This is a genomic window from Acidovorax sp. GW821-FHT09A11 (assembly GCF_059418365.1).
Genome location: NZ_JBWKPS010000006.1, coordinates 1 through 24,270 on the forward strand (window position 1 = coordinate 1; position 24,270 = coordinate 24,270).

The 24,270-nt window shown below is 64.7% G+C and carries 23 protein-coding genes; 7 read left to right on the forward strand and 16 right to left on the reverse strand.

Going from position 1 to position 24,270, the window contains the following annotated elements; genetic code table 11:
- Positions 1-446 precede the first annotated feature (446 nt).
- Complete coding sequence (locus AC07PV_RS16415) at positions 447-1,127, forward strand: hypothetical protein (protein WP_494630802.1); 681 nt, start codon at positions 447-449, stop codon at positions 1,125-1,127.
- Between the two features lie 71 nt (positions 1,128-1,198).
- Here AC07PV_RS16415 and AC07PV_RS16420 read toward each other — a convergent pair whose 3' ends face one another.
- The 3 genes from AC07PV_RS16420 to AC07PV_RS16430 all read right to left on the reverse strand — a co-directional run bounded on the left by AC07PV_RS16420 (position 1,199) and on the right by AC07PV_RS16430 (position 2,190).
- Positions 1,199-1,465 (reverse strand): Ogr/Delta-like zinc finger protein, encoded by a 267-nt coding sequence (locus tag AC07PV_RS16420; RefSeq protein WP_494630803.1) that lies wholly within the window; start codon positions 1,463-1,465, stop codon positions 1,199-1,201.
- Positions 1,465-1,806, reverse strand: coding sequence for a helix-turn-helix transcriptional regulator (locus AC07PV_RS16425; protein WP_494630805.1), 342 nt, complete (start codon positions 1,804-1,806; stop codon positions 1,465-1,467). The genes AC07PV_RS16420 and AC07PV_RS16425 overlap by 1 nt, the downstream gene beginning before the upstream one ends.
- 171 nt (positions 1,807-1,977) lie before the next feature.
- Positions 1,978-2,190: a hypothetical protein gene (locus tag AC07PV_RS16430; protein ID WP_494630807.1), complete on the reverse strand. Its 213-nt coding sequence runs from the start codon at positions 2,188-2,190 to the stop codon at positions 1,978-1,980.
- Positions 2,191-2,471: 281 nt separating this feature from the next.
- Between AC07PV_RS16430 and AC07PV_RS16435 the strand changes: the two genes are divergently transcribed.
- Positions 2,472-3,977, forward strand: coding sequence for a hypothetical protein (locus tag AC07PV_RS16435; RefSeq protein ID WP_494630808.1), 1,506 nt, complete (start codon positions 2,472-2,474; stop codon positions 3,975-3,977).
- A 1,431-nt stretch (positions 3,978-5,408) separates the two neighbouring features.
- Here AC07PV_RS16435 and AC07PV_RS16440 read toward each other — a convergent pair.
- Positions 5,409-6,590, reverse strand: a complete 1,182-nt coding sequence (locus AC07PV_RS16440) for a tyrosine-type recombinase/integrase (RefSeq protein ID WP_494630810.1) — start codon at positions 6,588-6,590, stop codon at positions 5,409-5,411.
- A gap of 461 nt (positions 6,591-7,051) precedes the next feature.
- Here AC07PV_RS16440 and AC07PV_RS16445 point away from each other — a divergent pair, with 461 nt between their 5' ends.
- A complete protein-coding gene (locus AC07PV_RS16445; protein ID WP_218339644.1) occupies positions 7,052-7,387 on the forward strand; it encodes a hypothetical protein in 336 nt (111 codons plus the stop codon).
- Positions 7,388-7,507: 120 nt separating this feature from the next.
- A complete protein-coding gene (locus AC07PV_RS16450) occupies positions 7,508-7,960 on the forward strand; it encodes a GFA family protein (RefSeq protein WP_492244531.1) in 453 nt (150 codons plus the stop codon).
- 255 nt (positions 7,961-8,215) lie between these two features.
- Here the strand turns inward: AC07PV_RS16450 and AC07PV_RS16455 are convergent, their stop codons facing one another.
- Positions 8,216-8,416 carry a hypothetical protein gene (locus AC07PV_RS16455; protein WP_218339646.1) on the reverse strand — a complete coding sequence of 67 codons (201 nt, stop codon included), beginning with the start codon at positions 8,414-8,416 and terminating at the stop codon, positions 8,216-8,218.
- A gap of 290 nt (positions 8,417-8,706) precedes the next feature.
- Between AC07PV_RS16455 and AC07PV_RS16460 the strand changes: the two genes are divergently transcribed.
- Positions 8,707-9,540, forward strand: coding sequence for a hypothetical protein (locus AC07PV_RS16460; protein WP_370627770.1), 834 nt, complete (start codon positions 8,707-8,709; stop codon positions 9,538-9,540).
- Between the two features lie 52 nt (positions 9,541-9,592).
- On the opposite strand, the gene AC07PV_RS16465 is transcribed toward AC07PV_RS16460, so the two are convergent.
- Positions 9,593-9,808, reverse strand: coding sequence for a hypothetical protein (locus AC07PV_RS16465; RefSeq protein WP_218295993.1), 216 nt, complete (start codon positions 9,806-9,808; stop codon positions 9,593-9,595).
- Positions 9,809-10,138: 330 nt separating this feature from the next.
- On the reverse strand, positions 10,139-11,029 hold the full coding sequence (locus AC07PV_RS16470; protein WP_218295994.1) for an EamA family transporter: 891 nt from the start codon (positions 11,027-11,029) through the stop codon (positions 10,139-10,141).
- 88 nt (positions 11,030-11,117) lie between these two features.
- On the opposite strand from AC07PV_RS16470, the gene AC07PV_RS16475 reads away from it, so the two are divergent.
- Positions 11,118-11,603, forward strand: coding sequence for an Lrp/AsnC family transcriptional regulator (locus AC07PV_RS16475; RefSeq protein WP_218339647.1), 486 nt, complete (start codon positions 11,118-11,120; stop codon positions 11,601-11,603).
- Positions 11,604-11,607: 4 nt separating this feature from the next.
- Here AC07PV_RS16475 and AC07PV_RS16480 read toward each other — a convergent pair whose 3' ends face one another.
- From AC07PV_RS16480 to AC07PV_RS16490, 3 genes are all read right to left on the reverse strand, one after another.
- On the reverse strand, positions 11,608-12,600 hold the full coding sequence (locus AC07PV_RS16480) for a 2-dehydropantoate 2-reductase (protein WP_494630811.1): 993 nt from the start codon (positions 12,598-12,600) through the stop codon (positions 11,608-11,610).
- A 197-nt stretch (positions 12,601-12,797) separates the two neighbouring features.
- Positions 12,798-14,183: an ATP-binding protein gene (locus tag AC07PV_RS16485; RefSeq protein WP_494630813.1), complete on the reverse strand. Its 1,386-nt coding sequence runs from the start codon at positions 14,181-14,183 to the stop codon at positions 12,798-12,800.
- Positions 14,180-14,839, reverse strand: a complete 660-nt coding sequence (locus tag AC07PV_RS16490) for a response regulator transcription factor (RefSeq protein WP_218295998.1) — start codon at positions 14,837-14,839, stop codon at positions 14,180-14,182. Before AC07PV_RS16490 ends, AC07PV_RS16485 begins: the two co-directional genes overlap by 4 nt.
- 187 nt (positions 14,840-15,026) lie before the next feature.
- Between AC07PV_RS16490 and AC07PV_RS16495 the strand changes: the two genes are divergently transcribed.
- A complete protein-coding gene (locus AC07PV_RS16495; RefSeq protein WP_494630815.1) occupies positions 15,027-16,055 on the forward strand; it encodes an ABC transporter substrate-binding protein in 1,029 nt (342 codons plus the stop codon).
- A 51-nt stretch (positions 16,056-16,106) separates the two neighbouring features.
- Here the strand turns inward: AC07PV_RS16495 and AC07PV_RS16500 are convergent, their stop codons facing one another.
- From AC07PV_RS16500 to AC07PV_RS16525, 6 genes are all read right to left on the reverse strand, one after another.
- Positions 16,107-17,630, reverse strand: a complete 1,524-nt coding sequence (locus AC07PV_RS16500; protein ID WP_369643289.1) for a DegQ family serine endoprotease — start codon at positions 17,628-17,630, stop codon at positions 16,107-16,109.
- Between the two features lie 204 nt (positions 17,631-17,834).
- The gene (locus tag AC07PV_RS16505) at positions 17,835-18,824 is read right to left on the reverse strand and encodes a catalase family protein (protein WP_494630816.1); all 990 of its coding nucleotides are present in this window, start codon (positions 18,822-18,824) and stop codon (positions 17,835-17,837) included.
- Positions 18,825-18,900: 76 nt separating this feature from the next.
- A complete protein-coding gene (locus AC07PV_RS16510; protein WP_494630817.1) occupies positions 18,901-20,013 on the reverse strand; it encodes an aldose epimerase family protein in 1,113 nt (370 codons plus the stop codon).
- Between the two features lie 21 nt (positions 20,014-20,034).
- Positions 20,035-20,961: a DMT family transporter gene (locus AC07PV_RS16515; RefSeq protein ID WP_494630818.1), complete on the reverse strand. Its 927-nt coding sequence runs from the start codon at positions 20,959-20,961 to the stop codon at positions 20,035-20,037.
- Between the two features lie 261 nt (positions 20,962-21,222).
- Positions 21,223-22,797, reverse strand: coding sequence for a galactarate dehydratase (garD, locus tag AC07PV_RS16520; RefSeq protein ID WP_494630942.1), 1,575 nt, complete (start codon positions 22,795-22,797; stop codon positions 21,223-21,225).
- Between the two features lie 45 nt (positions 22,798-22,842).
- Complete coding sequence (locus AC07PV_RS16525) at positions 22,843-24,135, reverse strand: TRAP transporter large permease (protein ID WP_218296005.1); 1,293 nt, start codon at positions 24,133-24,135, stop codon at positions 22,843-22,845.
- Positions 24,136-24,270: the final 135 nt, after the last annotated feature.

Consider the following 24,270-nt stretch of genomic DNA (forward strand, 5'->3'; position numbering starts at 1 on the left):
GCGGTGGCGTGCAGCTGGATGGGGTCGGGGGTGCCCGTGATGGGCGAGGTGGTGCGCGCGATCAATGCGCGTGCGGGCGTACGGTCAGCCATGAAGGCCTCCAGAAGGTTCGGTTTGCAAAAACCGCCACCCTCGACGCCAATCGGGGGCGGCAGCTCGAACAGGTTGGCGTACCGGGAACCTCCTGCGAGAACCGGCGAGCCTTGCGGCTCCCTGTCCGAGCCGCCAAAAAATGGGGCACGAACGAACAAGCCGCAGGGACTCTGCGGGAGTAACTGCGGCTTGCGTCGCAGAAAGTTCAACGGGACGCCAATCCCGATCACGCCTTTTTTTGACGTGACTGGGCTAGTGTACGCGTTGGTATCCTTACTGGTCAACCAAGAGAGGCGCTCATTGTGAATTGGATAAAGACATACAAAGAGGCAATACAGTGGATAGTGATTGGAATGCTGTCCATCGTCTACGTGGCGTTCCTTTTCAGACCCAAAGATACCGAGTGGCCCGGGTGGATACAAGCTCTGGGATCGGTCATTGCAATTGCGGCAAGCCTTCGCGTCGCACAAGTTAGTTTTGACAAGGCCGAGGTTCGCCATACTCAAGAAGCGGTTGAGCGGGAGACTCGCCGCATAGTAGAGGCGACAGAACGAGAAGCCGAGAAGCAGAAGCTTTTGCAAGACGCCATCCATGAAACTGAACGAATCGCCTTGCAACTGATGCTTAAAGCTCATGAAGCAGCCAAGCGATTGAAAAGCGGTCTGAACCACACGCAACACGTCTCGAGTCCGGCATTTACCGCCAAAGGAGAGTTCAACGCCATTGCCTTCGGTCTCAAAGCATTGAACAGCCAATACCTCACCACTTTTGACAAGTTTGAGCAGTATGTGAACGTGCTGGGCGCGTGCATGGCGTTGTCGGAGCACGCGTCTGACTGGGCCGACAAAGGACTGCCGTCTAGTGGCCCTGTGGTACTCAACGAGCAATCCTCGACGATTGAGCGGAGCGCTCAGCGATTCCGCGAGTTGACCAACATCCAGCCGGTGGAAAGAACTCACACCCCGCTGACTGTAAGCGCCTACAGAGACGGGGACGGCCCAATCGTGCACGGATCGCATACGCAACGCCCCTAGCGCTGCGGTTCCGCATTGATGGCCCAACAGCGTGCGGCCATCTCCAGAGCCCGACATCATGAGGTGCAAGGTCATTCCCCTCCCTCCCTAAGAGAATGCAACGGACCGGTCTTCTGTACTGCCGCACGAGTGCCGAAGGGCAAGTTGATTTCGGGATCAGGCTTCCCGGATGGCGACAGAGTGCGCACGGCTTCGGCCTGCACCACGAAGCTGTAGCCGCATTCCGGGTCTTCGCATTGGTAGATCAGCTCGCGCAGCGTGGGCGACAGGCCCCGGCTGGTGCGGGTCTTGGTCTTGCCCTTGCAGTGGGGGCACAGGAACATCATGCGGGTGGCCATCAGATTGCTCCCATGGCTGCTGCGCGTGCGGGACGGGGCGCGCGGCTTGCCCTGCCTGGCTTGGCGGGCTGGGCTGGTGGAACTGGCGGCGCTGCACCCACGGCGGGGCGTGAGGCAATCCAGGCGTCCACCTGAGTTTCGCGCCACGCCACGCTGGTGCCGTGCAGTTGCACGGCGCTGGGGAAGTCTCCGGCCTTGACCTTGGCGTAGATGGTGCTGCGGCCCAGGCCGGTCATGAAGCACACATCGTCAATGCGTAGCAAGCGCTCGCGGTACGGGCGCACATCGGACGGGCCGGGACCGGCCTGGATGGGTGTGGTTTGCGTGGCTGTTCTTTGCATGTCCCTATGGTCTTGTGTGGACTGCTGAAAGCCAAGAAACCTATGTTGTGGCTGCGCTCCCCACAGTTAGTGGCGGGGAAAGTGAGCGCGAAAACGACGGGCGCGCCATGGCGCCGCGTGGAATGGTGCGGTTCAAAGTACGAGAGGCTAAGAAGGAGCGCTAGGACGCTATCACCCTGCGATCACCGCTACAGCGCCAATGCCGATGCCGATGCTGCACAGCAGTTGGTCAAGCGAAACCATATCAGTAGGCAACGCCGACAGACCTGCACTCACCGGCTCAGTAGCCAGCAGTGTCAGAAAGTCTTTGATCTTCAGTTGCCCATCTCTCGCGGATGCAGTACGCCGGGATATTTCACAAGCAAGCACAGTCGTTGTACGCATGCCTACTCCATGCAGGCTATAGTATTTGTAACGAATTTGCTCACGGACCTGTTTCAGCAACGTGCAGTAGACATCCAGGAGGATCGACTTATGACTGAAGCCAATACTGCGTGCTTATACAAACAATGCTATACAAGGCTAGATAGCAAGTATTTTTCACCATTATCCCCATACCAATTTAGATCATAAACCAAAGATGTAAGCAAAAGCTTTCGCGGCCTGCATTAAATTACCTATCCAGGGATTCGCCTCTCAACAAACAAAAAAGTAACGGAGAACAAATGTCTATTTTTGGCGTTAGCAAGGAAGATTTTGATTCATTTCAATCAACCATAATATCTCGGCTATCCAATGTTGAATCAGAGGTTCGGCAACGCCCAACGGATGCAGAACAGCAAGCAAGAGTCGCAGCGGAAAACACCGTAGCCTTGGAGGTGCAGGCTCGTTCTAGCGCAGGGGCAATTCAAGCTGCTCTAGACGAACTCAATCAATACAAGGTGAGAGCACTTGAGGAACTTCAAGCGCTTCAGGCGGAAAAGGCTCAGGCAGCGACGAGAAGTGAAACGCTCACACAACAAATCGACGCTAGTTTAGCGGCCTACAATCAATTTGTAGAAGCAAAAAATCTTACTGACGCACAAATTGCAGAGCTTACACAGAATGTTGTACAGTCAAAAGCACTCCTAGACCAAACGGCTGAATTACCTAGCACACTGGAAAACACCCAAGGACTGCTAGTTGAATCTAAAGCACTTTCAGAAAGCATCAAGGCGGTTCTTTCTCATGCGACATCAAGAAAATCAGAAATTGATGAATTACACAAACGCATACTAGGTCAAGATATCACCAATGAAGAAGAAGGAAAGACTGAGCATATTGACGGCTTGAAGGACGATCTAGACAAATCTTATAGAGCACTAAGTGAGCAAGCACAAAATCTGAGCATATCGATCGAAACGCTTGCATCATCGATCTCTAGCAGGTACGAAAAAACACTCGACGAGCGAAACAAAAAATTCGAAGAGCTTTTATCAAAATCAGCAGCTCGCTATGAATCGGTCAATGAACAACTAATAGGCCTACTGCCTGGTTCAATGGCGGCAGGATTGAGTGCCGCTTATGAAAAAAAGAAAGAAGAAGAGTCTGCATCTCTCGCAAATTTCGAGAAAAATTTCAATAATGCAATCCTGGGATTAGTCTGCATATCATTAATACCACTTTCGGTAGATATTTACTTGCTCGCATTCGAAGGCAAAAGTCTTGTTCAGGTAATTCAAGACACGCCAAAGTTGATAATGGCAATTCTCCCAATTTATTTTCCTGTACTCTGGCTCGCCTACTCTACAAACAAGAAATTAAATTTATCAAAACGTCTAATTGAGGAATACACACACAAATCTGTCCTGGGCAAAACATTCTCTGGCCTCTCCAATCAAATCGAAACACTTCCTCATCAAAGTGCAGTCAAAGAAGAACTTAGGACTCGACTTCTATTCAACGTTCTTCAAGTCAGCGCCGAAAACCCTGGCAAGCTCATCACTGACTACAACAAAGCCGATCATCCAATCATGGAAGCGCTTGAAAATAGCGGCAAGCTTTCCGACTCAATGGATGCTCTCGCCAAAATACCAGGTTTTTCATTAATTGCAAAGAAGCTAACCGAGAGAAGTGATCGAATAATTTCCACTCAAGTGGAGAGAATTGAAAAGGGAATACTTGATAAAATTTCCGCAAATGCAACCACGGAAGAAATTTCAGACAGTGAGCGCCCAAAAGAAAAATCATGAAATGCGCACGTAGCTAGCCGTAGTTTCAGCACTGGCTCCGACAATGGTAATGCTATCGGTACTTTTTATGATCAGTGGCACTGCAATCAGCACTTCAAGCTGGGGGTGTAAAGGGTTACCTACTTTTCCTGTTATCAAAAATTAATAGCGAATAGCAAATACCACCAGTCCCCATAGCCTAATTTTGAGGCGCACGTATTCACGTACTTACCATTTACTCAGCCCCTATTTTCGAACCAGGAGCCGTGCACCTCAAACCACTCACAACCTTGCCCATTGATACCAAACCGTGCGGTGACAGCAGCCCCTTCACGTCAGGGCCCGGTGGTTGTGCTTCACTCAAGCCATCCAACCCAATACCCAATACGCGCCCAGTGAGCATGGCGTAGAGGTACGTAACAAGAACTCAAGCGCCAGATAGCCAATAGGCCTTAGCCCGCCACGATGACGAAAGCGCTCAATTAAAGAGATCGTATTCCGATGACTGGTTGGTGGGTTTTGGAGGGTTCTTTTTGGACGAAACGCGCGCATGTAAAAAACAGTGCGCGTTCTTCTTTGAGGTCGTCGGGCGCGTAGCTTGGTGGGGTTTGTAGGCTTTGAAGGGTTTACCGACCGTCGAAGCGCGAGCAAGTGTTTTGCCCAGGGGCGTCGGCCTGCACCCCGCTGAACCGCCTACCAATTCAAATTTGAGATACCCGGAAACGCCATCTACAAAGTCTCCCTGGCGGTCGCCGCTTGGTGGGGTTTGTAGGCTTTGAAGGGTTTACCGACCGTCGAAGCGCGAGCAAGTGTTTTGCCCACGGCACCGGCTCGCACCCTGCTGAAACACGCACCAAATCAAATTCGGAACAAGCGCAGGCACCGTCCGCAACCCCTTCCGGGTGGTCGCTGTTTGGTGGGGTTTGTAGGCTTTGAAGGGTTTACCGACCGTCGAAGCGCGAGCAAGCGTTTTGCCTCAGTCACCAGCCTGCACCCTGCTGGAACCATACCAATCCAAATTTGAGATACCCGAAACGAACTACCTACAAAGCCTACAAACTGGTCTTCATTGGTGGGTTTGTAGGTAGTCGATTCCAAGCATCTCTAGTTTGAAAAAGGTTCTTTCCGTTACGTCACAGGTTCCGCAGCCACCCGGCCCGCGGCCTCAAAACTCCGTCGATTCCCGGCAGTGAAAGCGGCACTGCAGCGCCCCGTGAGCCCGCATCAGGCTTGGCTGTGCACCCAGGCGGCAACCCCGGCGAAATCAACGCACGAAGCGAGCAGGCGCGGCGGGGTCTCGACAGCGCGCCAGGGCATGGGGTCGTCTTGCATGGCTGCTGGGCAGGCCACCACATGCCACCGGCCGCAGCGCGTGGCGTCGGCCGCAGGACTGCGGGTGGCAAGTGCAGGCGCAGCATCGGCGCGCGCCCGCTCAGAACGGGGCGGTGTAGCTCAGCCCTTGCGGGCGCCTGCTGCCTGCAGGTAGTCGGCCCACCACTGCATCAGCTTCGTGCGGTCGGCCATGTACGTGGTGCGGTGGTATGCGGCCCGTATCTCGTTGCGCTCCTTGTGCGCGAGCTGCCGCTCTATCACGTCGGGGTTCCATCCGTGTTCGTTGGCCACTGTTGAGAACAGGGCACGGAAGCCATGGGCTGTGGCCATGGTCTTGTAGCCCATGCGAGCCAGGGCTGAATTGAAGGTGTTTTCGCTCAGCGATTTGCTGGGGTAGTAGGGACTGGGGAACACCAGCTCGCGGCCGCCGCTGATGGCGACGATCTTGTCCAGCACTTCGAGGGCCTGCTGGGACAGGGGCACGCGGTGTTCCTCGCGCATCTTCATGCGTTCGGCCGGGATGGTCCACAGCGCTGCCTTGAGGTCGAATTCAGCCCAGCGCGCGCCCCGCACTTCGCCCGGCCTGCAGGCCGTGAGCATCAGCAGCCGCAGGCCCAACACGATGGCGGGCGCGCCCTCATAGGCGGCGAGCCTTCGCATGAACTCGGGCAGCTCTTTCTCGGACAACGCGGCCCGGTGCTGCACGGTTCGCGGCTTGAGGATTTCAGAGGGCACCAGATCGAGCATGGGGTTGCTGTCGATGCGCTGGTGCGTGACTGCCCAGCGGTAGATGGCCTTCACCCGCTGCAGCACCCGGCCGGCCTGGTCGGCCGCACCGCGCGCCTCGATGGCCTTTACTGCCTCCATTACGTCGCGCGCCTTCAACGTGGCCATGGGCCTTGAACCCAGCGCCGGAAAAATGTCGTTCTCCAGCGATGCCTGAATGCGGCCCATCGTCACGGGCTCCCAGCGGCCGCGCTGGTGCTCCAGCCAGTCGCGGGCGACCACCTCCAGCGTGTTGCGGCTTTCGTGGATAACCCGCGCCTTTTCCTCCTTGCGGGCTTCGCCTGGGTCTTGGTTGTCTTGCAGCAGGCGGCGGGCCTTGGTGGCCGCTTCACGTGCCGCCTTCAAGGTCACATCCGGGTAAACGCCGAAGGCGAGGCGCTTTTCTTTCCCGGCGAAGCGGTACTTCATGCGCCAGTAGCGCCCGCCCGCCTTGGTGACTTCAAGATAGAGGCCCAGGCCGTCTGAATGTTTGCCGGGCTCGGTGAGGGTGCGTAGCTTCGTGTCGGTGAGTTTCAAGGGGCACCAGAAATGGCAGGGGGCACAAGTGGGGGCACATTCTGTCACCACGCAGCATGAATCTAGAGCCCATGCGGTCTAGCGGCCAGAATTTGATAGCTGTCGAGGACCACGAGCCCTTTACGAATCAACGACTTACACCCAACGATCCGTTCCCGGGGACATTGTGGGAGCACGGTACGGCAGGGTGATCGCCCCGTAACCTCCCACCGCTGCAGCCCGCTTGCGCCTGCCCTCGCCGCTTGGCTGGCCCCGCGCCTACGGGCATTGAGACGGCGCTCCTTCCCCCAGCCCGCCATGGATTCATGCGGCGTTGTCTGACAAAAGCAGGCCGTCAGCCCCCGTACGATTGCTCCGTCGCCCTCCTCTGCGACAACCCTCCCCTCCTTGCCTTGAGCAAGTTAAAGCCCGCTGAGTGCGGGCTTTTTTTTCTTCCGGGTTTCATGGGCAAAATCGAACCCATGGCAGCCCAGAACATTGTTGACCTCCCCCCTTATCGCCCAGGCATGCTGGATGTATTCCGCCGCCTCTCGAACGCGTTCCGCACCCACTGGCGTGACCACGAAAACAAGTACCCCCAGAAGATCATCCTGACAGCCCAGCAGGCAGAGGACTTGTACATCACCCGATGCTATGGCGCCGTTGCGGACCAGAATCGGAAGGAGCCACCTCCCAAGACCGAGTTCTGGAGCCGTCCGATTGAGATTTCCGATTCCACGGCAGGCGTGGTGGTCGCTCATGACGGGACGGAAATGCCGCTCTCGGCTTTCGACCAGATGCCGCCAGCTCGAACCTAGGCACGCGGGCGCCGCACCGTTCGTCATCGGGCAGAATCCGGCCAGGAGCGGACCTGGCGTTGCGCCAGTCGATCCGGATGGCTCATCTGTTCATGTGCTGATTCGTTAGTGGAGGCGATTTTGACCCCAGCTGATTTCGACGGCCGCAAAGAGCTTCACGCCAGTTGCCATTGCGGCGCCGTGAAGTTCACTCTGCTGTTGACCGATGGATTGCGCAGCGCGCGCCGGTGCAACTGCTCGTATTGCGGCATGCGGGGCGCGGTAGCAGTCTCTGTCAACCTGGATGACGTTCATGTGCATGCGGGTGAGGACAAACTGACGCTCTATCAATTCAACACCGGACAGGCCAAGCACTATTTCTGCTCCGTGTGCGGGATATACACCTTTCACTCCCGGCGTTCCGTGCCCACGCAGTATGGTGTGAACGTCGCCTGCATCGATGGGCTCAGCCCGTTCGACTTTGACGAGGTGCCTGTGCTGGAAGGTCGCAGCCATCCAAAAGATCGTCCGGGCGGCGTGCCGACCACCGCGGGCTGGATCACTTACCGCGCCAACTCCGATCACCACAGCTGAAGGCCTGCCCCTGCATCAGCCGCCTGGCAGCTGACAGCCCGCCATTCTTCGAGAGCGGGGCCGCTCCCTGCCGCGGTCTACGGTGCAAGATTGCTTTAGGCCTCACCGTACGCATGGCGTCGCCCACACCCAGCGTCACAGTCGCCCGAAGAGAGGCATGTGCCCTGGTTGCCGAGATACAAGCGCCGTCAGGGCTGCGCAGGCTTGGTGGAGCCGGCCCCCTCGCTCAGGCGGAGCGCCAGGGCGGCTATCGGCTCACATCCTCGGCGGCTTGCCGACCGGGTCATCGTCCTCGTTCTCAACTTCGCCCTGGTAGGGATCTGGACCGGAGCCATCGGGCAGCTGCGGTTGTGGTGGCAGGGTCGGCGGTTCGGTGCTGGGCGGCAGATCGCCCGGGGGCAGAGGAAATTCCTCGGGGACTCGGTGGGCGGGGTGTTCGTTGGGGTCTGTGGCCATGGTGCGCTCCTTGGGCAGAAAGCCCATTGGGCGCCGTACCGTGGCCTGCTGCCGTAGGAGGCGGGCCACAAACCAAGCCCGCCAGAGGATGCACTCCGATGGGAGAGCCGTAGCTGAAAGCACCACGCGCCAGGCCGGATGCCGTGCTCGACCCGGCCCATCGCGCGCATTTGAACCCGGACACTCGCAACCAAGGCACGGCCCCAGGCGTGAAAGACGTCCGGGCGGGGGCCGATCTTGGACCACCGCGCCCTGCTTCCGGCCACGAAGGCGTCCTCTAAGATAGCCGCGTGTCCACACCGCCACCATCCCCTCCTCTGCCCGCCGCTTCCTTTTCAGAGCCTTCCGCCAGCGTGCTGGCGCAAGCGCTCGGGTTGCCCGTCTTCACATCGCCCTGGCACACGCCGCACTACCCTGATGGTGCCGTGGGCCCCTGGCGGATCAGGCGTGGCGGCGTCGGGCTGGACTGCGGCTACCACAGCGGCCCGTGTGTCGCCTCGGGTTCAGCCGTGCTGATGCGCGAGAACGACGAGGGCGGGTGGGACACCTGGATGTCGCTCTCGCCCATGGAAATCGAAAGCCAGGAGCTGCCCTTGCGCCATGTCCGCGGCCACGTCGTCGTGATGGGGCTGGGCATGGGCTGGGTTGCGGCCAACATGGCGCTGCAGCCGGCGGTGGACCGCGTGACGGTGGTCGAGCGGGACCAGGACGTGCTGCAGCTGTTTGGCCTGTGCCGTGTGCTGGAGGGGCTGCCCGATGCCGCCGCGCGCAAGGTGGCACTGGTTCAGTCCGATGCGCTGCAATGGCAACCCCAGGGCGCGCCCGTCGATTTTCTGTATGCCGACATCTGGCTCGGGCTGGCCGAACCCCAGGCCCTGGCGGATGTGCAGCGCATGCAATCGAACGTGCACGCGCAGCAGGTGTACTTCTGGGGCCAGGAACTGGTGCTGGCAAAGATGGCCCGCAGCCAGGCAGAACCTGGAACCCCGCAGTGGGCCCCGGCAGTCGGGCACGCGGTGCGAGAGACGGGCTTGCCCTTGCTGGCGCACGCCGAGCCCGGCTATGCCGAACTGGTGGCGCGTGTGCTGCAGTGGCGCGAAGGCCGGGGTTCGGCCACCGGGTGACCGGCGGGCAGGCAGGCCCACCGCAGGCCACCCATCTCCTGGGGCGTGGTCGTCATTTGAGCCACTTGCGCCGGGCACGCGGCTGGACGGTGATGTCCACGGTCTGGTGCACGGCGGGTTTGCCGCTGGCGGTATCGGTTTCCACGACGTCTTCCAGGTCGATGTCCTTGACATCGGAATCGGTGGTTTCTTCGAGGTCTTCCAGGATGGCGCTGACCTTGCGTTCAGCCTCGTCGACTTCGGATTGGGGCAGCGGGGGAATGCGCATGGGCGACTCCTGTAGGGGCTGTGGTGGGTATATCGATCGGTGCAGCGTCCAGCGGACGGCCACCGCTCCTGCCCCCGGCGCGGGGCCGCGCCCGGGCGGGCATCGGGGATGCCAGCGTGCCATCCCTCCATGGCTTCCACGGTAGAAAAGGCGGCGGCGCGATGACGTAGGCCGCCGCGAGGTTCGGGTGTGGGAATCGCGGTAGCACAACCCAGGCATCGCCCGCGCCGGGCCGCCATCGGGTGGGCAAGGGATCGGAGAGAGGGGCCGCGCCCGCCAGACTGGAGCCTGTCCGCGACGGAACCGTCGCGGCGGGCATCGCCCGCCGTGTCAGGCCGGATGCGGCGCGGCGTGCCCCGGTGCGGCGGACCGCCCCGCCGTGAACGCGCTTCCCATCGACGCCGCCACGATGCAGCCGATGGCCAGCCATTGCAGCAGGCTCAGGTGCTCGTCCAGCAGGCCCACGGCCAGCACGGCGGCCACGGCGGGCTCCATGCTGATCATGATGCCGAAAGCCTCCTTGGGCAGGCGCTTGAGCGCCATCATCTCCAGCGAGATCGGAATGGCGCTGGAGACCGCCGCCACCGCCACCCCGATGAGCAGCAAGGCCGGCGACAGCAGCGCAGCGCCCGCATGCGCCACGCCCACCGGCACCACCACCAGCGCCGCCACCAGAAGACCCAGCGATACCGAATGCCCCGCGTGCAGGTGCCCGGCGCGCTTGCCGAACACGATGTACAGCGCCCAGAACACGGCCGCGCCCAGGGCATACAGCACCCCCACCGGGTCCAGCGTGCTGCCGTTGAGCCCCAGCGGCAGCAGCATGCCCAGCCCGGCCATCGCCAGGGCCACCCACACGAAATCCACCGCGCGGCGCGACGACCAGATGGCCACCGCCAGGGGCCCCGAGAATTCGATGGCCACGGCCAGGCCAAACGGCAGCGTGCGCAGCGACATGTAGAACATCAGGTTCATCCCCCCGAGCGCCGCGCCATAGCAGGCAAGGGCTGCGGCATCCGCGCGCGACAGCCGCCAGCGCCACGGCCGCCACAGCAGCAGCACCAGCACGGCGGAAAAACCCACGCGCAAGGCGGTCGTGCCCTGCGCGCCCACGGCGGGAAACAGCAGCTGCTTGGCCCAGGACGTGCCAATGCCCAGGGCGGTGACGGAGCCCAGAACAGCCAGGAAGGGAAAGAATCGTTGAAAGCGCGACGCGGTCATGGGTAAAAATATAGTTCGACCCGTGCGTGCTTTTTTCTCTTATTTCGGGCCGTGCACGCAACTTTCGCTCGCTGCTTGAGAGGATTCCATGCCCACCCCGCCCCCGCTCGACCGCTTCGACCTCGCGATCCTGGACATCCTGCAGACCGACAACACCACGCCCCAGCGGGTGATTGCGCAGGCGGTGAACCTGTCGGCGCCCGCCGTGCAGCGGCGCATCCGGCGGCTGCACGACAGCGGCGTCATCCGCGCCAACGTGGCCGTGCTCGACCCGGTGAAAGTGGGCATGCCGCTGACCATCGTGCTGGAGGTGCACCTGGAGAACGAGCGCCCCGACCGCACCGCCCCGCTGCGCGCGCGCATCGCGGCCGAGGGCGCGGTGCAGCAGTGCTACAGCGTGACGGGGGAGGCCGACTACCTGCTGGTGGTCACCGTGGCGTCGATGGCGGACTACGAGGCCCTGACGCAGCGGCTGTTCGAGGGGGATGACAATGTGCGGCGCTTTCGCACCTCGGTGGCGCTGGGCAGCCTCAAGTCGGGGCTGCGGGTGCCGCTGGACAAGGCGCTGGCCTGACTGGTCACAGCCCCAGCGCCTGCCGCATCTGCTTGCCGCTCAGCCGCTGGCGCGGGCCGCCGAGCAGTTCGCACATGCGCGCGTTGAGCGGTGCCCGTGCCCCATGCTGCGCCGCCAGCCGCACCACCGCGCCGCTGAGCGCATCGATCTCGGTCACGCGCCCGGCTTCCAGGTCGTCCCACATCGACGAGCGCGCCTTGGCGTCGATCTGCAGCATGCGTTTGGCCAGCCGGGTGAACAGCCAGTTGGGCAGGCGCAGCACATGGGGCAGCAGCGTGGGCGACACGGCGGTGACCTGGGCGGGGGTGATGCCCGCGCGCGCCATCACGCGCAGCGCCTCGGTCTGCAGGGCGGCGAAGACGCGGCGGCAGTCGCGGTCGAGCAGTTCCTGCCGCAAGGGCAGGTCCGACAGCGCATTGACCGGGTTGTTCAGGTTGAGCAGCAGCTTGCCCCACTGCACCGCGCGGATATCGGCGGGCAGCACGGTGGCCAGGCCCGCCGCATCGAACACCGGCGCGATGCGCTCGGTGGCGGCGTCGCGCTGCAGCTGCAGATGCCCCGCGGTGGCGCGGTGCACCTGGGCGCCACGCAGCACCACGTTGTACGGCACCATGCCCGCCAGCACGTTCAGGCCGGGGGCCAGCGCCGCCACGCGGGCCACGTTGTCCACGCCGTTCTGCAGCGAGATGACGGGGGTGCCGGGCGCGCAGGCCGCCGCCAGTTCGCGCGCGGCGGACTCGGTGGCGCCGCTCTTGACGCACAGCAGGATGATGCTGTCGGCGCCGGGGGCGGCGTCGGCCAGCGTGGGGGCCAGCCGCAGCGCAGACACGGGCACGGTGCGGTCGAACCCGTCCAGGTCCGTCACCTTCAAGCCCTGCTGGGCGATGGGCTCCAGCGCATGCGGGCGCCCCACCAGGCAGACCGGCTGGCCGTGCGCTGCCAGGCGCCCCCCCACATAACAGCCAATGGCGCCTGCGCCGAGAACGATGAAGTGCATGCGGGTGCTTCCTTGGGCAATGGGAGACAGGGGCGCCACAGTGGGTGCGGCGCCTGCGCATTGTGCGGCGGCGCGCCCACGGGGCCTGGCGCAGAGGCGACGGTGTCTGCAGACACCTCCAGCCTTCAGATTTTGAGTGTTTTTGGCCTCCAGCGCTTATCCATCAAGCGCCAAAAGCTATCAAATTTGAAGCACCATCAACCCATGTCGCCTGCGTCCAGGGGGTTTGCCGCCAGCAGACCTGCACCAAACCGCACGGTCACCAGCAAGCCGCCCAGGCGCGGCGAGGCCCCCAGTTGCACGGTGGCGCCATGGCCTTGCGCGATGGCCTGCACGATGGCCAGGCCCAGGCCGCTGCCGGGAGCGCCATCGGCGGTTTCGCGCACAAAACGCTGCATCACGCGCTCGCGGTGTTCGGGGGCGATGCCCGGGCCGCTGTCTTCCACCGTGAGCACGGCATGGCCATTGCCGGCGCGCACCTGCAGGTCCACCCGGCCGCCGGGCGGAGTGTATTTGATGGCGTTGTCGAGCAGGTTGCGCGCCAGCATGCGCAGGGCCTCGGCGTTGCCGGGCACGGTGGCGGCGTCGGAATCGAGCAGGCCCACATCCATGCCGCGCACCTGGGCGGCGGGGGCCACGTCGGCCAGGGCCAGCTGCGCCACGGCGCGCAGGTCCACGGGGTCGGTGGCGGCCGTTCCGGCCTCTTGCCGGGCGAGGGTGAGCAGTTGCTCCACCAGGCGCGTGGCACGGTCGATGCCGGCGGACAGGCGTTCGATGGCGGCGGCGCGCGCCACATCGTCGCCCGCGCGCTGCAGGCCCTGCAGCTGCAGGCGCAGCGCGGCCAGGGGCGAGCGCAGCTCGTGCGCCGCATCGGCCACAAAGTGCTGCTGGGCGGTGAAGGCGCGCTGCACGCGTTCGAACAGCAGGTTGAGTTCGCTCACCAGCGGCTGCACTTCGTCGGGCAGCTGCGCGTCGTTCACCGGCGAGAGGTCGTCGGCCTGCCGCTGGGCCAGTTGTCGGCGCACGCGCTCCACCGGGGCCAGCGAGCGGCTCACGCCCCACCACACGGCCAGCACCAGCAGCGGCGCCATGATGGCCAGCGGCGCCAGCGTGCGCAGCGCCAGGCTGCGGGCCATGTCGCGCCGCGCGGCCATGTTCTGCGCCACCTGGATGACCTGCGAGCGCGTCTGCATCGAAAACACCCGGTAGGTGCCGCCGCGCGCCTGCACGTCGGTGAAGCCCAGCACGGCGATCTGCGGCAGGGCCGCGCCCACGGCCGATTCAAAGATGCGCAGGCCCTCGTTGGTCCACACCTGCACGATGAATTCGTGGTTCTCGTCCTCGGGGTCCAGGCCCGGCCCCAGGCCCTGCGCATCCACCGGCAGGCCCGAACGCAGGGCCAGCGCGGTCTGCTGCATGTGGTAATCGAACAGCGCATCGGCCTCGGCCAGCGCGCCCCGGTAGGCCAGCGCGCCCTGCACCGCCCCGGCCAGCACGATGGCCGCGAGCAGAAACACCAGCAGCCGCATGCGCAGGGATCGGGGAAGCAGCCCCTGGAGGGCCTGGGTGAGCTTGCGGGTCATGCCTTGGGTACGAGATAGCCGACGCCGCGCACGTTGAGCAGCACCTCCGCGCCGAGCTTCTTGCGCAGGCCGTGGATGTAGACCTCCACCGCGTTGCTGCTCACCTCGTCGCCCCAGCCGTAGAGCTTGTCTTCGAGCTGCTGGCGCGACAGCACCATGCCGGGCCGGGCGATGAGCGGCTCCAGCACCGCCCATTCGCGCGCCGAGAGCACGACGGGAACACCCTGCACCGTGGCCTCGCGCGTGGCGGGGTTGATGCACACGCCCTTGTGCTCGTACACCGGCTCGGCCCGCCCGGCGGCGCGGCGCAGCAGCGCGCGGATGCGGGCGAGCAGCTCGTCCAGGTCATAGGGCTTGAGCACGTAGTCGTCGGCCCCGGCGTCGAGCCCTTCGATGCGCTGCGCCACGGCGTCGCGCGCGGTGGCCACCAGCACGGGGGTGCGGTTCTTGCGGGCCCGCAGGTCGCGCAGCACGGCCAGGCCGTCGCGCTTGGGCAGGCCCAGGTCCAGCAGCACAAGGTCGTAGGGCTGGGTGCGCAAGGCGGTGTCGGCCGCATCGCCGTCGCGCGCCCAGTCCACGGCGTAGTGCTCGGCGCGCAGCAGGTCCTGCACGGCTTCGCCGATCATGGGGTCGTCTTCAACAAGCAAGAGGCGCATGGCAATGGGTTCAATGGATCGAGGGGAATCGCCCCTCAAAGGATAGCGGTGGCGCCACGGCCCACCGCCATGCGGAGCATCCCGTTCGCCGTTTTTCTGTCACATCACTGTCACAATCATCGTGCGTCGGGCCCACTGCCCGACCCTCAGTTCGATCCATACCAACAGAGAACAAGGAGCAAGATCGATGGCATTCCACAAGATTCGGTTCATTTCCGCCGCGGCCGTGCTGGCCTCGCTGTCGGCAGGCGCCCAGGCACAGGGCGCGGTCAACGCGCTGTGCAGCACCGACGCCCCCTGGTGCGAAGCCGCCGCCAAGGAGTTCACCAGGAAGACCGGCATCAAGGTCAACCAGGCCCACAAAGGCACGGGCGAGATCGCGGCCCAATTGCGCGCCGAGGCCAACAACCCCAAGACCGACATCTGGTGGGGCGGCACGGGCGACCCTTTCCTGCAAGCGGCCGAGCAGGGCCTGCTGGCCGAATACCGCCCGGCCTACCTGCATGACCTGCACGGCTGGAGCGTGCGCCAGTACGCGATGTCGGGCCACCAGGTGGGGGGCTTCTACAGCTCGGCCATCGGCTTTGGCTACAACACCGAGACGCTCAAGAAGAAAAAGCTGCCCGAGCCGCAGTGCTGGGCCGATGTGATCAAGCCCCAGTACAAGGGCGAAGTGGAAATCTCGCACCCTGCCTCCAGCGGCACGGCCTACACGGTGATCGCGGGGCTGGTGCAGCTCATGGGCGAGGAGAAGGCCTTCGACTACCTCAAGGCGCTGCACAAGAACACCACCACCTACACCCGCAGCGGCCAGGCGCAGGCACCCAACGTGGCCAAGGGCGAGGTGGGCGTGGGCATCACCTTCATGTTCAACTTCGAGAAGTGGAAGGCCGACAAGTACCCGGTCAAGACCCAGGCGCCTTGCGAAGGCACCAGCTACGAGGTGGGCGGCATCGCGCTGGTGAAAGGCGCGCGCAACATGGAGAACGCCAAGAAATACTACGACTGGCTGATGAGCCCCGAAGGCCAGGCCGTGGGCGCCCAGGTCGGCAGCTACCAGGTGCCCGCCAACAAGAGCTTCAAGATGGACCCGCGCATCCCGACGCTGGACAACGTCAAGCTCATCAAATACGACTTCGAGAAATACGGCAAGGCCGCAGAGCGCAGGCGCCTGATCGACCGCTGGACCAAGGAAGTGGAGGCGCTGCCGCGCTGATGCGCGCAGCCCGCCGCAGGGTCTTTTCCGACGGCGGGCCTCCCCCACGGCCTACCCCAGGCGCACCGGCACGAAGATCTTGTCGCCGTTGCGCTCGATGAGCAGCGCCACCGACTTGCCCGCCTTGGCCATGGCCGTGCGCACCTGCTCGATGTTCCGGGCCGGCGCGCCGTTGATGGCCAGCAGCACGTCGCCGGGCTGCACGCCGGCCGCGGCGGCGGGGCCTCGCGCCTGCTCGATCACCAGGCCCTCGCTCACGCCCACCTCGCGGCGCTCCTCGGGGTCCAGCGGGCGCAGCGACAGCCCCAGCTGGCCCTTGCCCACGGCATCGTCGTTGCGCGCCTGCTTGCTGGCCTTGTCGCTGGAATCACCCAGCGTGGCGGTCAGCTCCAGCGGCTTGCCCTGGCGCCACACCGAGAGCCTGGCCTGCTGGCCCGGCTGCGCCTGCCCCACCCAGGCGGGCAGGTCGCCCGAGGCCACGATGGGCTGGCCGTCCACCTGGCGGATCACGTCGCCGGCCTGCAGGCCCGCCTTGTCGGCCGGACTGCCCTTGCTGACGCTGGCGACCAGGGCGCCCTCGGGCTTGTCGAGCGCGAACGATTCGGCAAACGCCTGGTTCACCTCCTGCACGGCCACACCGAGCTGCGCGTGGCGCACCTTGCCGGTGGCGACGATCTGGTCCTTGATCTTGGCCGCCAGCTCGATGGGGATGGAGAAGGACACGCCCTGGTAGCCGCCCGAGCGGCTGTAGATCTGCGAGTTGATGCCCACCACCTCGCCGCGCGCATTGAACAGCGGCCCGCCCGAGTTGCCGGGGTTCACGGCCACATCGGTCTGGATGAAGGGCACCAGGCTGTCGTCGGGCAGCGAGCGGCCCTTGGCGCTGACCACGCCCGCCGTCACGCTGTTCTCGAAGCCGAAGGGCGAGCCGATGGCCAGCACCCATTCGCCCACCTGCAGGTCGCGCGTGCTGCCCAGGCGCACGGTGGGCAGGTTCTTGGCGTCGATCCTGAGCACGGCCACGTCGGTCTTGGGATCGGAGCCCAGCACCTTGGCCCGGAACTCGCGCCGGTCGGTGAGCTTGACGATGACCTCGCTCGCGCCCTTGACCACATGGGCGTTGGTCAGCACCAGGCCGTCGGGGCTCACGATGAAGCCCGAGCCCTGGCCGTGCGTGGGCACGTTGGGCTGGCCCTGCGCACCCCCGCCGGGAAAACCGAACTGGCGGAAGAACTCGTAGAACGGATCGTTCGGGTCGATCTGCGGGCCCCGGCGCTGGCGCGCTGTGGGCCGCCCTTCGTCATCGTCCTCGTCGTCATTGGCCATCGCCGTCTTGGTGCTGCCCGTCACGCTGATGTTGACGACGGCAGGGCCGTTCTGCGCGGTGATCTGCGCGAAGCTGGGCAGCGCGCCGCCCGGGGCCGCCGGGGTCTGGGCCACGATGGGCGCGGAGGGAGTCAGGGCCCGGGCCTGGTGCCCCGTGATGAGGCCCGCGCCGGTGGCACCCACCGCGCCTGCGGCCACCAGGGCCAGGATGAGGCGGCGGGGGGTGGAGGTCAGCGTCGTGGTGTTCATGGTGTGGTGCCTTTCCCATCGGAGTTGCGATGGAGGGCAGTGTGGGCACCAACACTTAGACGAAACTTAGAGCCGGGAACGCGCCAGGCTCGGCGCGTCGAACGTTGCCGCCTGTTGTGGTGCTCCTCCTCGTGCTGCCTGCGACACGGCGCCCGGCCAGAACCGCTTCGGCGGGCTTTGCGAGCCGCTTCGGGGCGACCCAGGCTACACCGCCCCGCGCCCCTTCTGGCTCTCGAAGTACACCACCTTGCGGGCGCGCATCACGTCGCCCAGCGGCCGGTGCGCCGCCAGTGCCTGCCAGGGGTCGAACACGGCGGCCTCCACCTCGGCGGCCAGCGCGGGGTCGGCCGCAGGATCCTGCCGGGGCAGGGTCAGCCGGGCCACGGTGGTGTAGGGTGTGGGCCAGTCCACGCTGGCATCTTCGATCGGGGTGGTGGCCTCGTCCACGAAGGGCTGCAGTTGCAGGTCCCACACCAGGTCCTGCTGGCGCAGGCGGGCCGAAAACTCGGCGTTCCAATCGTCCTGCACCTGGGTGACCGGTGCTCCATTGGCGACATGGGGCAGCAGGCGCACACGCACCGCATAGGGCCCACACGCGATGGGCGCGGCACTGTGCACGGCATGGGCGGCAAAGCCGCCGAAGGGCCGGCCGAAAGTCTTGGCCGTCTTGGCGATCTGCCTGGCGGCCCCCAGCAGCCCGTGGCGCTGCACCAGGAACTTGATCAGCGCGCCGCCGCCATGCGAGGCAGCCACCACAAAGTCCACGAACTCGCCGCTTTGGGGAAAGGCGAACTTCTCCTGGTTGATGAGCGTGAAGTCCTGGCTTTTGGCGGGCCCGTTGCCCAGGGCGGAATCGCCCTTCACCCCCAGCACGCTGAACGAAAAGCCCCGGATGTCGGGCTTGCGGTCGGAGGCCTTGTCCATGCCGCCATTGCTCAGCCGCACCCGCACGTCGTACTGTGCGGGCTGGGCAAACAGCCCGTGGGACGCAAACGCAGGCAGATCGCCCAGCACCTGCAGCTGGCCCCGCGCGGCGGTGAGCTGCTTGCGGTGCAGGCCACGGCCATTGCCGTACTTGTGCGACTTGCGCGCCTGTAGTTCGGCGAACTGGCGGGCATACCCGGCAAAGCGCCGGGCTTCGTCGGGCGCCACCACTTCCTTCCAGTCAGTGCTGGGTGCAACGGTTGTATCCATGAGCGACCTCGGTTGAAAGCCAGGTGGCATGGTAGCGCGACCTGCCGAAAATCGGGGCCCTCGCCGGCCACCGCGCTCAGAGGCCGCGAAACCGGTACACGATCGCGCCCCGCACCACCTCCCCGGGCGCCAACCAGCGCATGGGAAAGGCGGCGTGGTTGGGCGCATCGGGGTACTCCATGGGTTCCAGGCAGATACCGTCACCCGGCTGCCAGAGCCAGTTGCCCTGCTGCGCGCCACGGCCCCGGTCCCGCGCCGGGTCCGCCTTCAGGCCATGGCCCGCATAGACCTGCACGCCGGGCGCTGTGCTCCAGACCTCCATCGCACGGCGGCTGACGGGCTCGCTCAGCAGCGCGGCCAGCCGAAGGCCTGACGGGGTGATGGATGACACGGGCGGCGCACGGGATGCATCCGGCTCGTCCAGCACCAGGTAGTGGTCCAGCCCGCCGGCCTGGGCCAGTTGTTCGCTGGGCGCCGCCACAGCATCGCCCACATGGCGGGCCTCGCGAAAGTCGAATGGCGTGCCCTGCACCGCAGCCAGCGCACCGGTGGGGCACACGTCGGCGGCCAGCGGCACATAGCGGCTGGCGGGCACCTGCAGGGTGTGGCCGTGGGTGCTGCCACGGCCCGCCAGGTTGAAGAACGCATGCCCAGTGAGGTTCAGCACGGTGGGTGCGTCCAGCGCCTCGGCCGTCCAGGCCATGTGCAGCGCGTTGTCGGCCGTGACCTGCAAGCGAAGCTGCAGGCGCACCGTGCCCGGCACACCGTCGTCTTCGGTGCGAAAGGTGTGGCCCAGGGTGAGCGCATCGGCCCCCACCTCCTCCAACGTGAACACCTGGAAGCGGCTGCCCCGGGGACCACCATGGTGGTGGTGGGGACCGCTGTTGGTGGGCAATTGCAAAGGCGAACCCTCCGGCAGAGTGAGCGTGCCCGCACGCAACCGCCCGGCCCAGCGCCCGATCAATGCGCCCATGGAGAGCTGGCCGTCCAGGTAGCCCTGCAGGCTGTCGTAGCCCAGCGCCACATCGGCCAGGCCGCCCTGCCCGTCGGGCACCGCCACCTGCACCAGGCGGGCGCCGTAGTTGCTCACGGCCACCTGCAGCCCGCCCGCGCCACGCAAGGTGAACAGGTCGGTGCGCTGGCCGTGGAGCTCTTGTTGAAACGCTTCGCGGGAAAGGGAGTAAGCCATGGCCGCAAGTTTAGGGGGCATCTATTTGGCGGCTGGCGCATCGCGCGTCACCAGCCAGATGCCCGCGCACACCAGCACCAGGGCCAGCAGGTTCTTCCACTCCCACAGCGCCTCGCCCAAAAACAGTGCCGACAGCGCCGCGCCAAAGATCGGCACGGTGAAGTTGAACACCGTGACCTGGCTCACGCGGTTGTGTTTGAGCAGGATGCTCCACAGCGAGAACGCGGCCGACGACAACAGCGCCAGGTACACCAGCAGCGCGGCCGAGCCCCAGGTGAAGCCCGAGAGCGAGCCCCCCAGGCCCCAGCCGAGGGCCAGCAGCGCGGCGCCACCCAGTCCCAGTTGCCAGCCTGTCATCACCACAGAGTCCATGCGCTGCGACACCTGCTTGCCGTAGATGCTGGCCGCGGCCAGCACGAAGGCGGCGATCACCACGAAGCCTTCGCCCAGCAGCGTGAAGTCCAGGTCCAGCGTGCCGCGCCCCAGGTTGACCACCATCACGCCCACAAAGCCCACCAGGCAGCCCCAGAGCTTGGCGTGGCTCAGCCGGTCGTTGTGATAGACCCAGTGCGCCAGCAGCACGCTGAAGAAGGTGCCGGTGGCGTTCATGATCGAGCCCTTGACCCCGGTGGTGTGCGCCAGCCCCACGTAGAAGAACACGTACTGCAGCGTGGTCTGCGCCAGGCCCAGCACCACCAGCTGTCGCCCTGCTGCAAAGCCCAGGCTCCAGACAGCCTTGCGCATGGCCACGGCCCAGGCCAGCAGGATCAGCCCCGCCCCCAGGAAGCGCCAACCGGCGAATACCAGCTGCGAGGGAATGTCGCTCCTGGCAATGCCAAACCAGGCGTAGCCGGTCTTGATGGCAGGGTACGAGCTGCCCCAGAGCAGGCAGCACAGCAGCGCCAGCGCCACGACGACCTTGCGGTCGGAAAATCGGGTGTGACCCATGTGAAATCGTGTCTCTCTAGTGAAACAGCCCGCGTTAAGACGGGCTGTTGAGGGGTGTTCAAGCGCTCAGGGACGCAGGCTGCAAGAACGACATTTCAATGATTCATTTACCTATGCCTCACCCCGCCGCATGCAACGGGCGCGGGCCAAGCCAGAGCTCCCGTGCAAGGGCCGCCCCGCCGCGCTGGGAGCGTCCCCCTCCCGGATTGCGCAGCAATGCGAGAGAGGGGGAAGGCGCGAAGCGACTCAGGGGGTGTCACTTCAAGTCACCGGCGCGGGGTTGAACAGCACCAGCGCGTTGTGCAGCTTCCACTGCTCGGCCCAGGTCTTCTTGCGGCCGCTGGCCACGTCGAGCAGCAAGTGGAACATCTCCCAGCCCAGGTCTTCAATGCTGGCCTCGCCGTCGGCGATCTTGCCGGCGTTGATGTCCATCAGGTCATTCCAGCGGCGGGCCAGGTCGGTGCGCGTGGCCACCTTGACCACGGGGCATTCGGCCAGGCCGTAGGGCGTGCCCCGGCCGGTGGTGAACACATGCAGGTTCATGCCAGCGGCCAGCTGCAGCGTGCCGCAGATGAAGTCGCTGGCGGGCGTGGCGGCGTACACCAGGCCGCGCTGGTCACGGCGCAGCTTCTCGCCCGGGGCCAGCACGTGCGAGATCGGAGCGGTGCCGCTCTTGATGATGGAGCCCATGGCCTTCTCGGCGATGTTGGACAAGCCACCGGCCTTGTTGCCCGGCGTGGTGTTGGCGGCGCGGTCCACACGGCCCCGGTCGAGGTACTGGTCGTACCAGCCCAGTTCGCGCACGATGGACTGGGCCACTTCGGGCGTGGCGGCGCGGCTGGTGAGCTGCTCCACGGCATCGCGCACCTCGGTGTTTTCACTGAACATCACGGTGGCGCCGGCGCGCACCAGCAGGTCGGCGCAAAAGCCCACGGCTGGGTTGGCGGTGACGCCCGAGAACGCATCGCTGCCGCCGCACTGCACGCCCAGCACCAGCTCGCTGGCGGGGATGGTCTCGCGGCGGCGGGCATTCAGCCGCGTGAGGTGCGGGCGCGCGCTTTGCACGATGTGGTCGAGCATGGACATGAAGCCCACATGCTCTTCGGCCTGCAGGCACACGGTCTCCGGGCCCAGCGCCGCATCACGCTCGTCGGTGATGGGAAAGCTGCCCGGGGGCAGTAGGCGGTCGGGCTGGAGCTTTTCGCAGCCCAGGCTCACCACCATGACCTCACCCCCAAAGTTGGGATTGAGGCTGATGTTGCGCAGGGTGCGGATGGGGATGATGGCGTCGGGCGCATCGATGGCCACGCCGCAGCCATAGGTGTGCTCCAGGCCGATCACGTCATCCACCTGCGGGTACAGCGGCAGCAGCTCCGCCTTGATGCGGCGCACCGCCAGGGCCACGACCCCCGCCACACACTGCACGGTGGTGGTGATGGCCAGGATGTTGCGCGTGCCCACCGAGCCGTCTGCGTTGCGGTAGCCCTCGAAGGTGTAGCCCGTGAGGGGTTCGAGCACGGGCGGCTTCACGGTGGCCATGGGCAGACCTTCGAGCGCGCGGGCCGAAGGCATCTGCAGCAGGCGCTCGTGCACCCAGCTGCCTGCCGGGATGGGCTTGAGCGCGTAGCCGATGGGCACGTTGTAGCGGCGCACCACATCCCCTTCGGCCATGTCCGTCAACGCCACCTTGTGGCCTTGGGGCACCTTGTCGCGCAGGGTGACGCCCGCGCCCGGCACGCCCTCGGGCAGCACCGTGCCTGCGGGCAGGCCACCGTCGTTGGCGACGATGGCGACGTTGTCGTCCGCGTGCATGCGGATGGTGAGGGGTTCTCGCATCGGGTCGTTCACTTCATGTCCGCTTCGTGTTTTGCACGGCCGTGCTCATCCACCGGCCTTCAGCACCAGGTCCGGCAACCACATCGAAAACTGTGGCACGTAGGTCACCAGCATCAGCGCCACGATGAGTGCGCTGTAGAACGGCCAGATGGTCTTCATCACCTCGCCCACGGAGATGCCGCCGATGGTGCAGCCGATGAACTGCGTGGTGCCCACCGGCGGCGTGTTCAGGCCCAGCGCGCAGTTGATGAGCATGACGATGCCGAACTGCTCGGTGGTCATGCCGAATTGCTGGCAGATGGGCAGGAAGATGGGCGTGCAGATGAGGATGGTGGCCGCCATGTCCAGGAAGGTGCCGAGCACGAACAGGATGATGTTCACGCACAGGAAGATCACCCAGGGCGAGGTGCTCATGGACTTGAGCGCATCGCCCGTCAGCTCGGCCACGCCGTACAGGCCGATCAGGTAGCCGAACATGGACGAGATGCCGATCAGCAGCAGCACGGTGCCCGTGGTCTTGACGGCCTTGGAGGCGGCCTTGAGGAACTGTTCGCGCGTGAGCTTCTTGTAGACGAAGACCGACAGCACCAGGGCCCACACCACGGCCACCGAGGCTGATTCGGTGGCCGTGAACGCCCCCGACAGAATGCCCGCGATGATGATGACCACCACCGCCAGCCCGGGGACCGACGCTCTGAAGGAGATCCACACGATCTCCCAGCCGGGGAAGGTGCCCGCAGGGTAGCCGCGCTTGACGGCCACCAGGTAGGCCGCCAGCAGATTGCACACCGTGAGCAGCAGCGCCGGCACGATGCCCGCGAGGATCAGCGCCGCGATGCTCACCTTGCCGCCCGCGGCCAAGGTGAAGATGATCAGGTTGTGCGACGTGGGCATGAGCGCGCCCACCAGCGAGGCGTGCGTGGTCACGTTCACCGCGTAGTCGGCGTGGTAGCCCTCTTTCTTCATCTGTGGGATGAGCACGGCGCCCATGGCGGACACGTCGGCCACGGGCGAACCCGACACACCGCCGAACAGCGTGCAGGCGAGCACATTGCTCATGCCCAGGCCGCCGCGCACATGGCCGGCCACGCTCTTGGCAAAGTCCACGATGCGGTCGGCGATGCCGCCGTACATCATGATCTCGCCCGCGAAGATGAAGAACGGGATCGCCAGGAACGAAAACGGATTCATGCCCGAAATCATCTGCTGGAAGCCCACGGCCAGCGGCAGGCCTTCATACAGGATGGTGGCCAGCGACGACAGGCCGATGGAAAACGCCACGGGCACGCCCAGCAGCAGCAGGAGCGTGAAGGTCACGCACAGAATGGTCAACGCCATGATGGTGGAATCTTTACAGGAACGTTAGGGTGCTGGGCGGTACGCTGGGATTGCTTCGATCGTCCCCGGGGCGCTCCGCATGCGGCGGGCGTGACCCAGGCCAGGGCAGCCGAGCCAGGGCCGCCCCGCCGCGAG

Excerpts from the sequence above, each read along its gene's own strand:
- AC07PV_RS16415 (WP_494630802.1), top strand. The coding sequence starts at position 447 with ATGCTGTCCATCGTCTACGTGGCGTTCCTTTTCAGACCCAAAGATACC.
- AC07PV_RS16420 (WP_494630803.1), bottom strand. The coding sequence starts at position 1,465 with ATGGCCACCCGCATGATGTTCCTGTGCCCCCACTGCAAGGGCAAGACC.
- AC07PV_RS16425 (WP_494630805.1), bottom strand. The coding sequence starts at position 1,806 with ATGCAAAGAACAGCCACGCAAACCACACCCATCCAGGCCGGTCCCGGC.
- AC07PV_RS16430 (WP_494630807.1), bottom strand. The coding sequence starts at position 2,190 with ATGCGTACAACGACTGTGCTTGCTTGTGAAATATCCCGGCGTACTGCA.
- AC07PV_RS16435 (WP_494630808.1), top strand. The coding sequence starts at position 2,472 with ATGTCTATTTTTGGCGTTAGCAAGGAAGATTTTGATTCATTTCAATCA.
- AC07PV_RS16445 (WP_218339644.1), top strand. The coding sequence starts at position 7,052 with ATGGCAGCCCAGAACATTGTTGACCTCCCCCCTTATCGCCCAGGCATG.
- AC07PV_RS16455 (WP_218339646.1), bottom strand. The coding sequence starts at position 8,416 with ATGGCCACAGACCCCAACGAACACCCCGCCCACCGAGTCCCCGAGGAA.
- AC07PV_RS16465 (WP_218295993.1), bottom strand. The coding sequence starts at position 9,808 with ATGCGCATTCCCCCGCTGCCCCAATCCGAAGTCGACGAGGCTGAACGC.
- AC07PV_RS16470 (WP_218295994.1), bottom strand. The coding sequence starts at position 11,029 with ATGACCGCGTCGCGCTTTCAACGATTCTTTCCCTTCCTGGCTGTTCTG.
- AC07PV_RS16475 (WP_218339647.1), top strand. The coding sequence starts at position 11,118 with ATGCCCACCCCGCCCCCGCTCGACCGCTTCGACCTCGCGATCCTGGAC.
- AC07PV_RS16480 (WP_494630811.1), bottom strand. The coding sequence starts at position 12,600 with ATGCACTTCATCGTTCTCGGCGCAGGCGCCATTGGCTGTTATGTGGGG.
- AC07PV_RS16485 (WP_494630813.1), bottom strand. The coding sequence starts at position 14,183 with ATGACCCGCAAGCTCACCCAGGCCCTCCAGGGGCTGCTTCCCCGATCC.
- AC07PV_RS16490 (WP_218295998.1), bottom strand. The coding sequence starts at position 14,839 with ATGCGCCTCTTGCTTGTTGAAGACGACCCCATGATCGGCGAAGCCGTG.
- AC07PV_RS16495 (WP_494630815.1), top strand. The coding sequence starts at position 15,027 with ATGGCATTCCACAAGATTCGGTTCATTTCCGCCGCGGCCGTGCTGGCC.
- AC07PV_RS16500 (WP_369643289.1), bottom strand. The coding sequence starts at position 17,630 with ATGAACACCACGACGCTGACCTCCACCCCCCGCCGCCTCATCCTGGCC.
- AC07PV_RS16505 (WP_494630816.1), bottom strand. The coding sequence starts at position 18,824 with ATGGATACAACCGTTGCACCCAGCACTGACTGGAAGGAAGTGGTGGCG.
- AC07PV_RS16510 (WP_494630817.1), bottom strand. The coding sequence starts at position 20,013 with ATGGCTTACTCCCTTTCCCGCGAAGCGTTTCAACAAGAGCTCCACGGC.
- AC07PV_RS16515 (WP_494630818.1), bottom strand. The coding sequence starts at position 20,961 with ATGGGTCACACCCGATTTTCCGACCGCAAGGTCGTCGTGGCGCTGGCG.
- garD (WP_494630942.1), bottom strand. The coding sequence starts at position 22,797 with ATGCGAGAACCCCTCACCATCCGCATGCACGCGGACGACAACGTCGCC.
- AC07PV_RS16525 (WP_218296005.1), bottom strand. The coding sequence starts at position 24,135 with ATGGCGTTGACCATTCTGTGCGTGACCTTCACGCTCCTGCTGCTGCTG.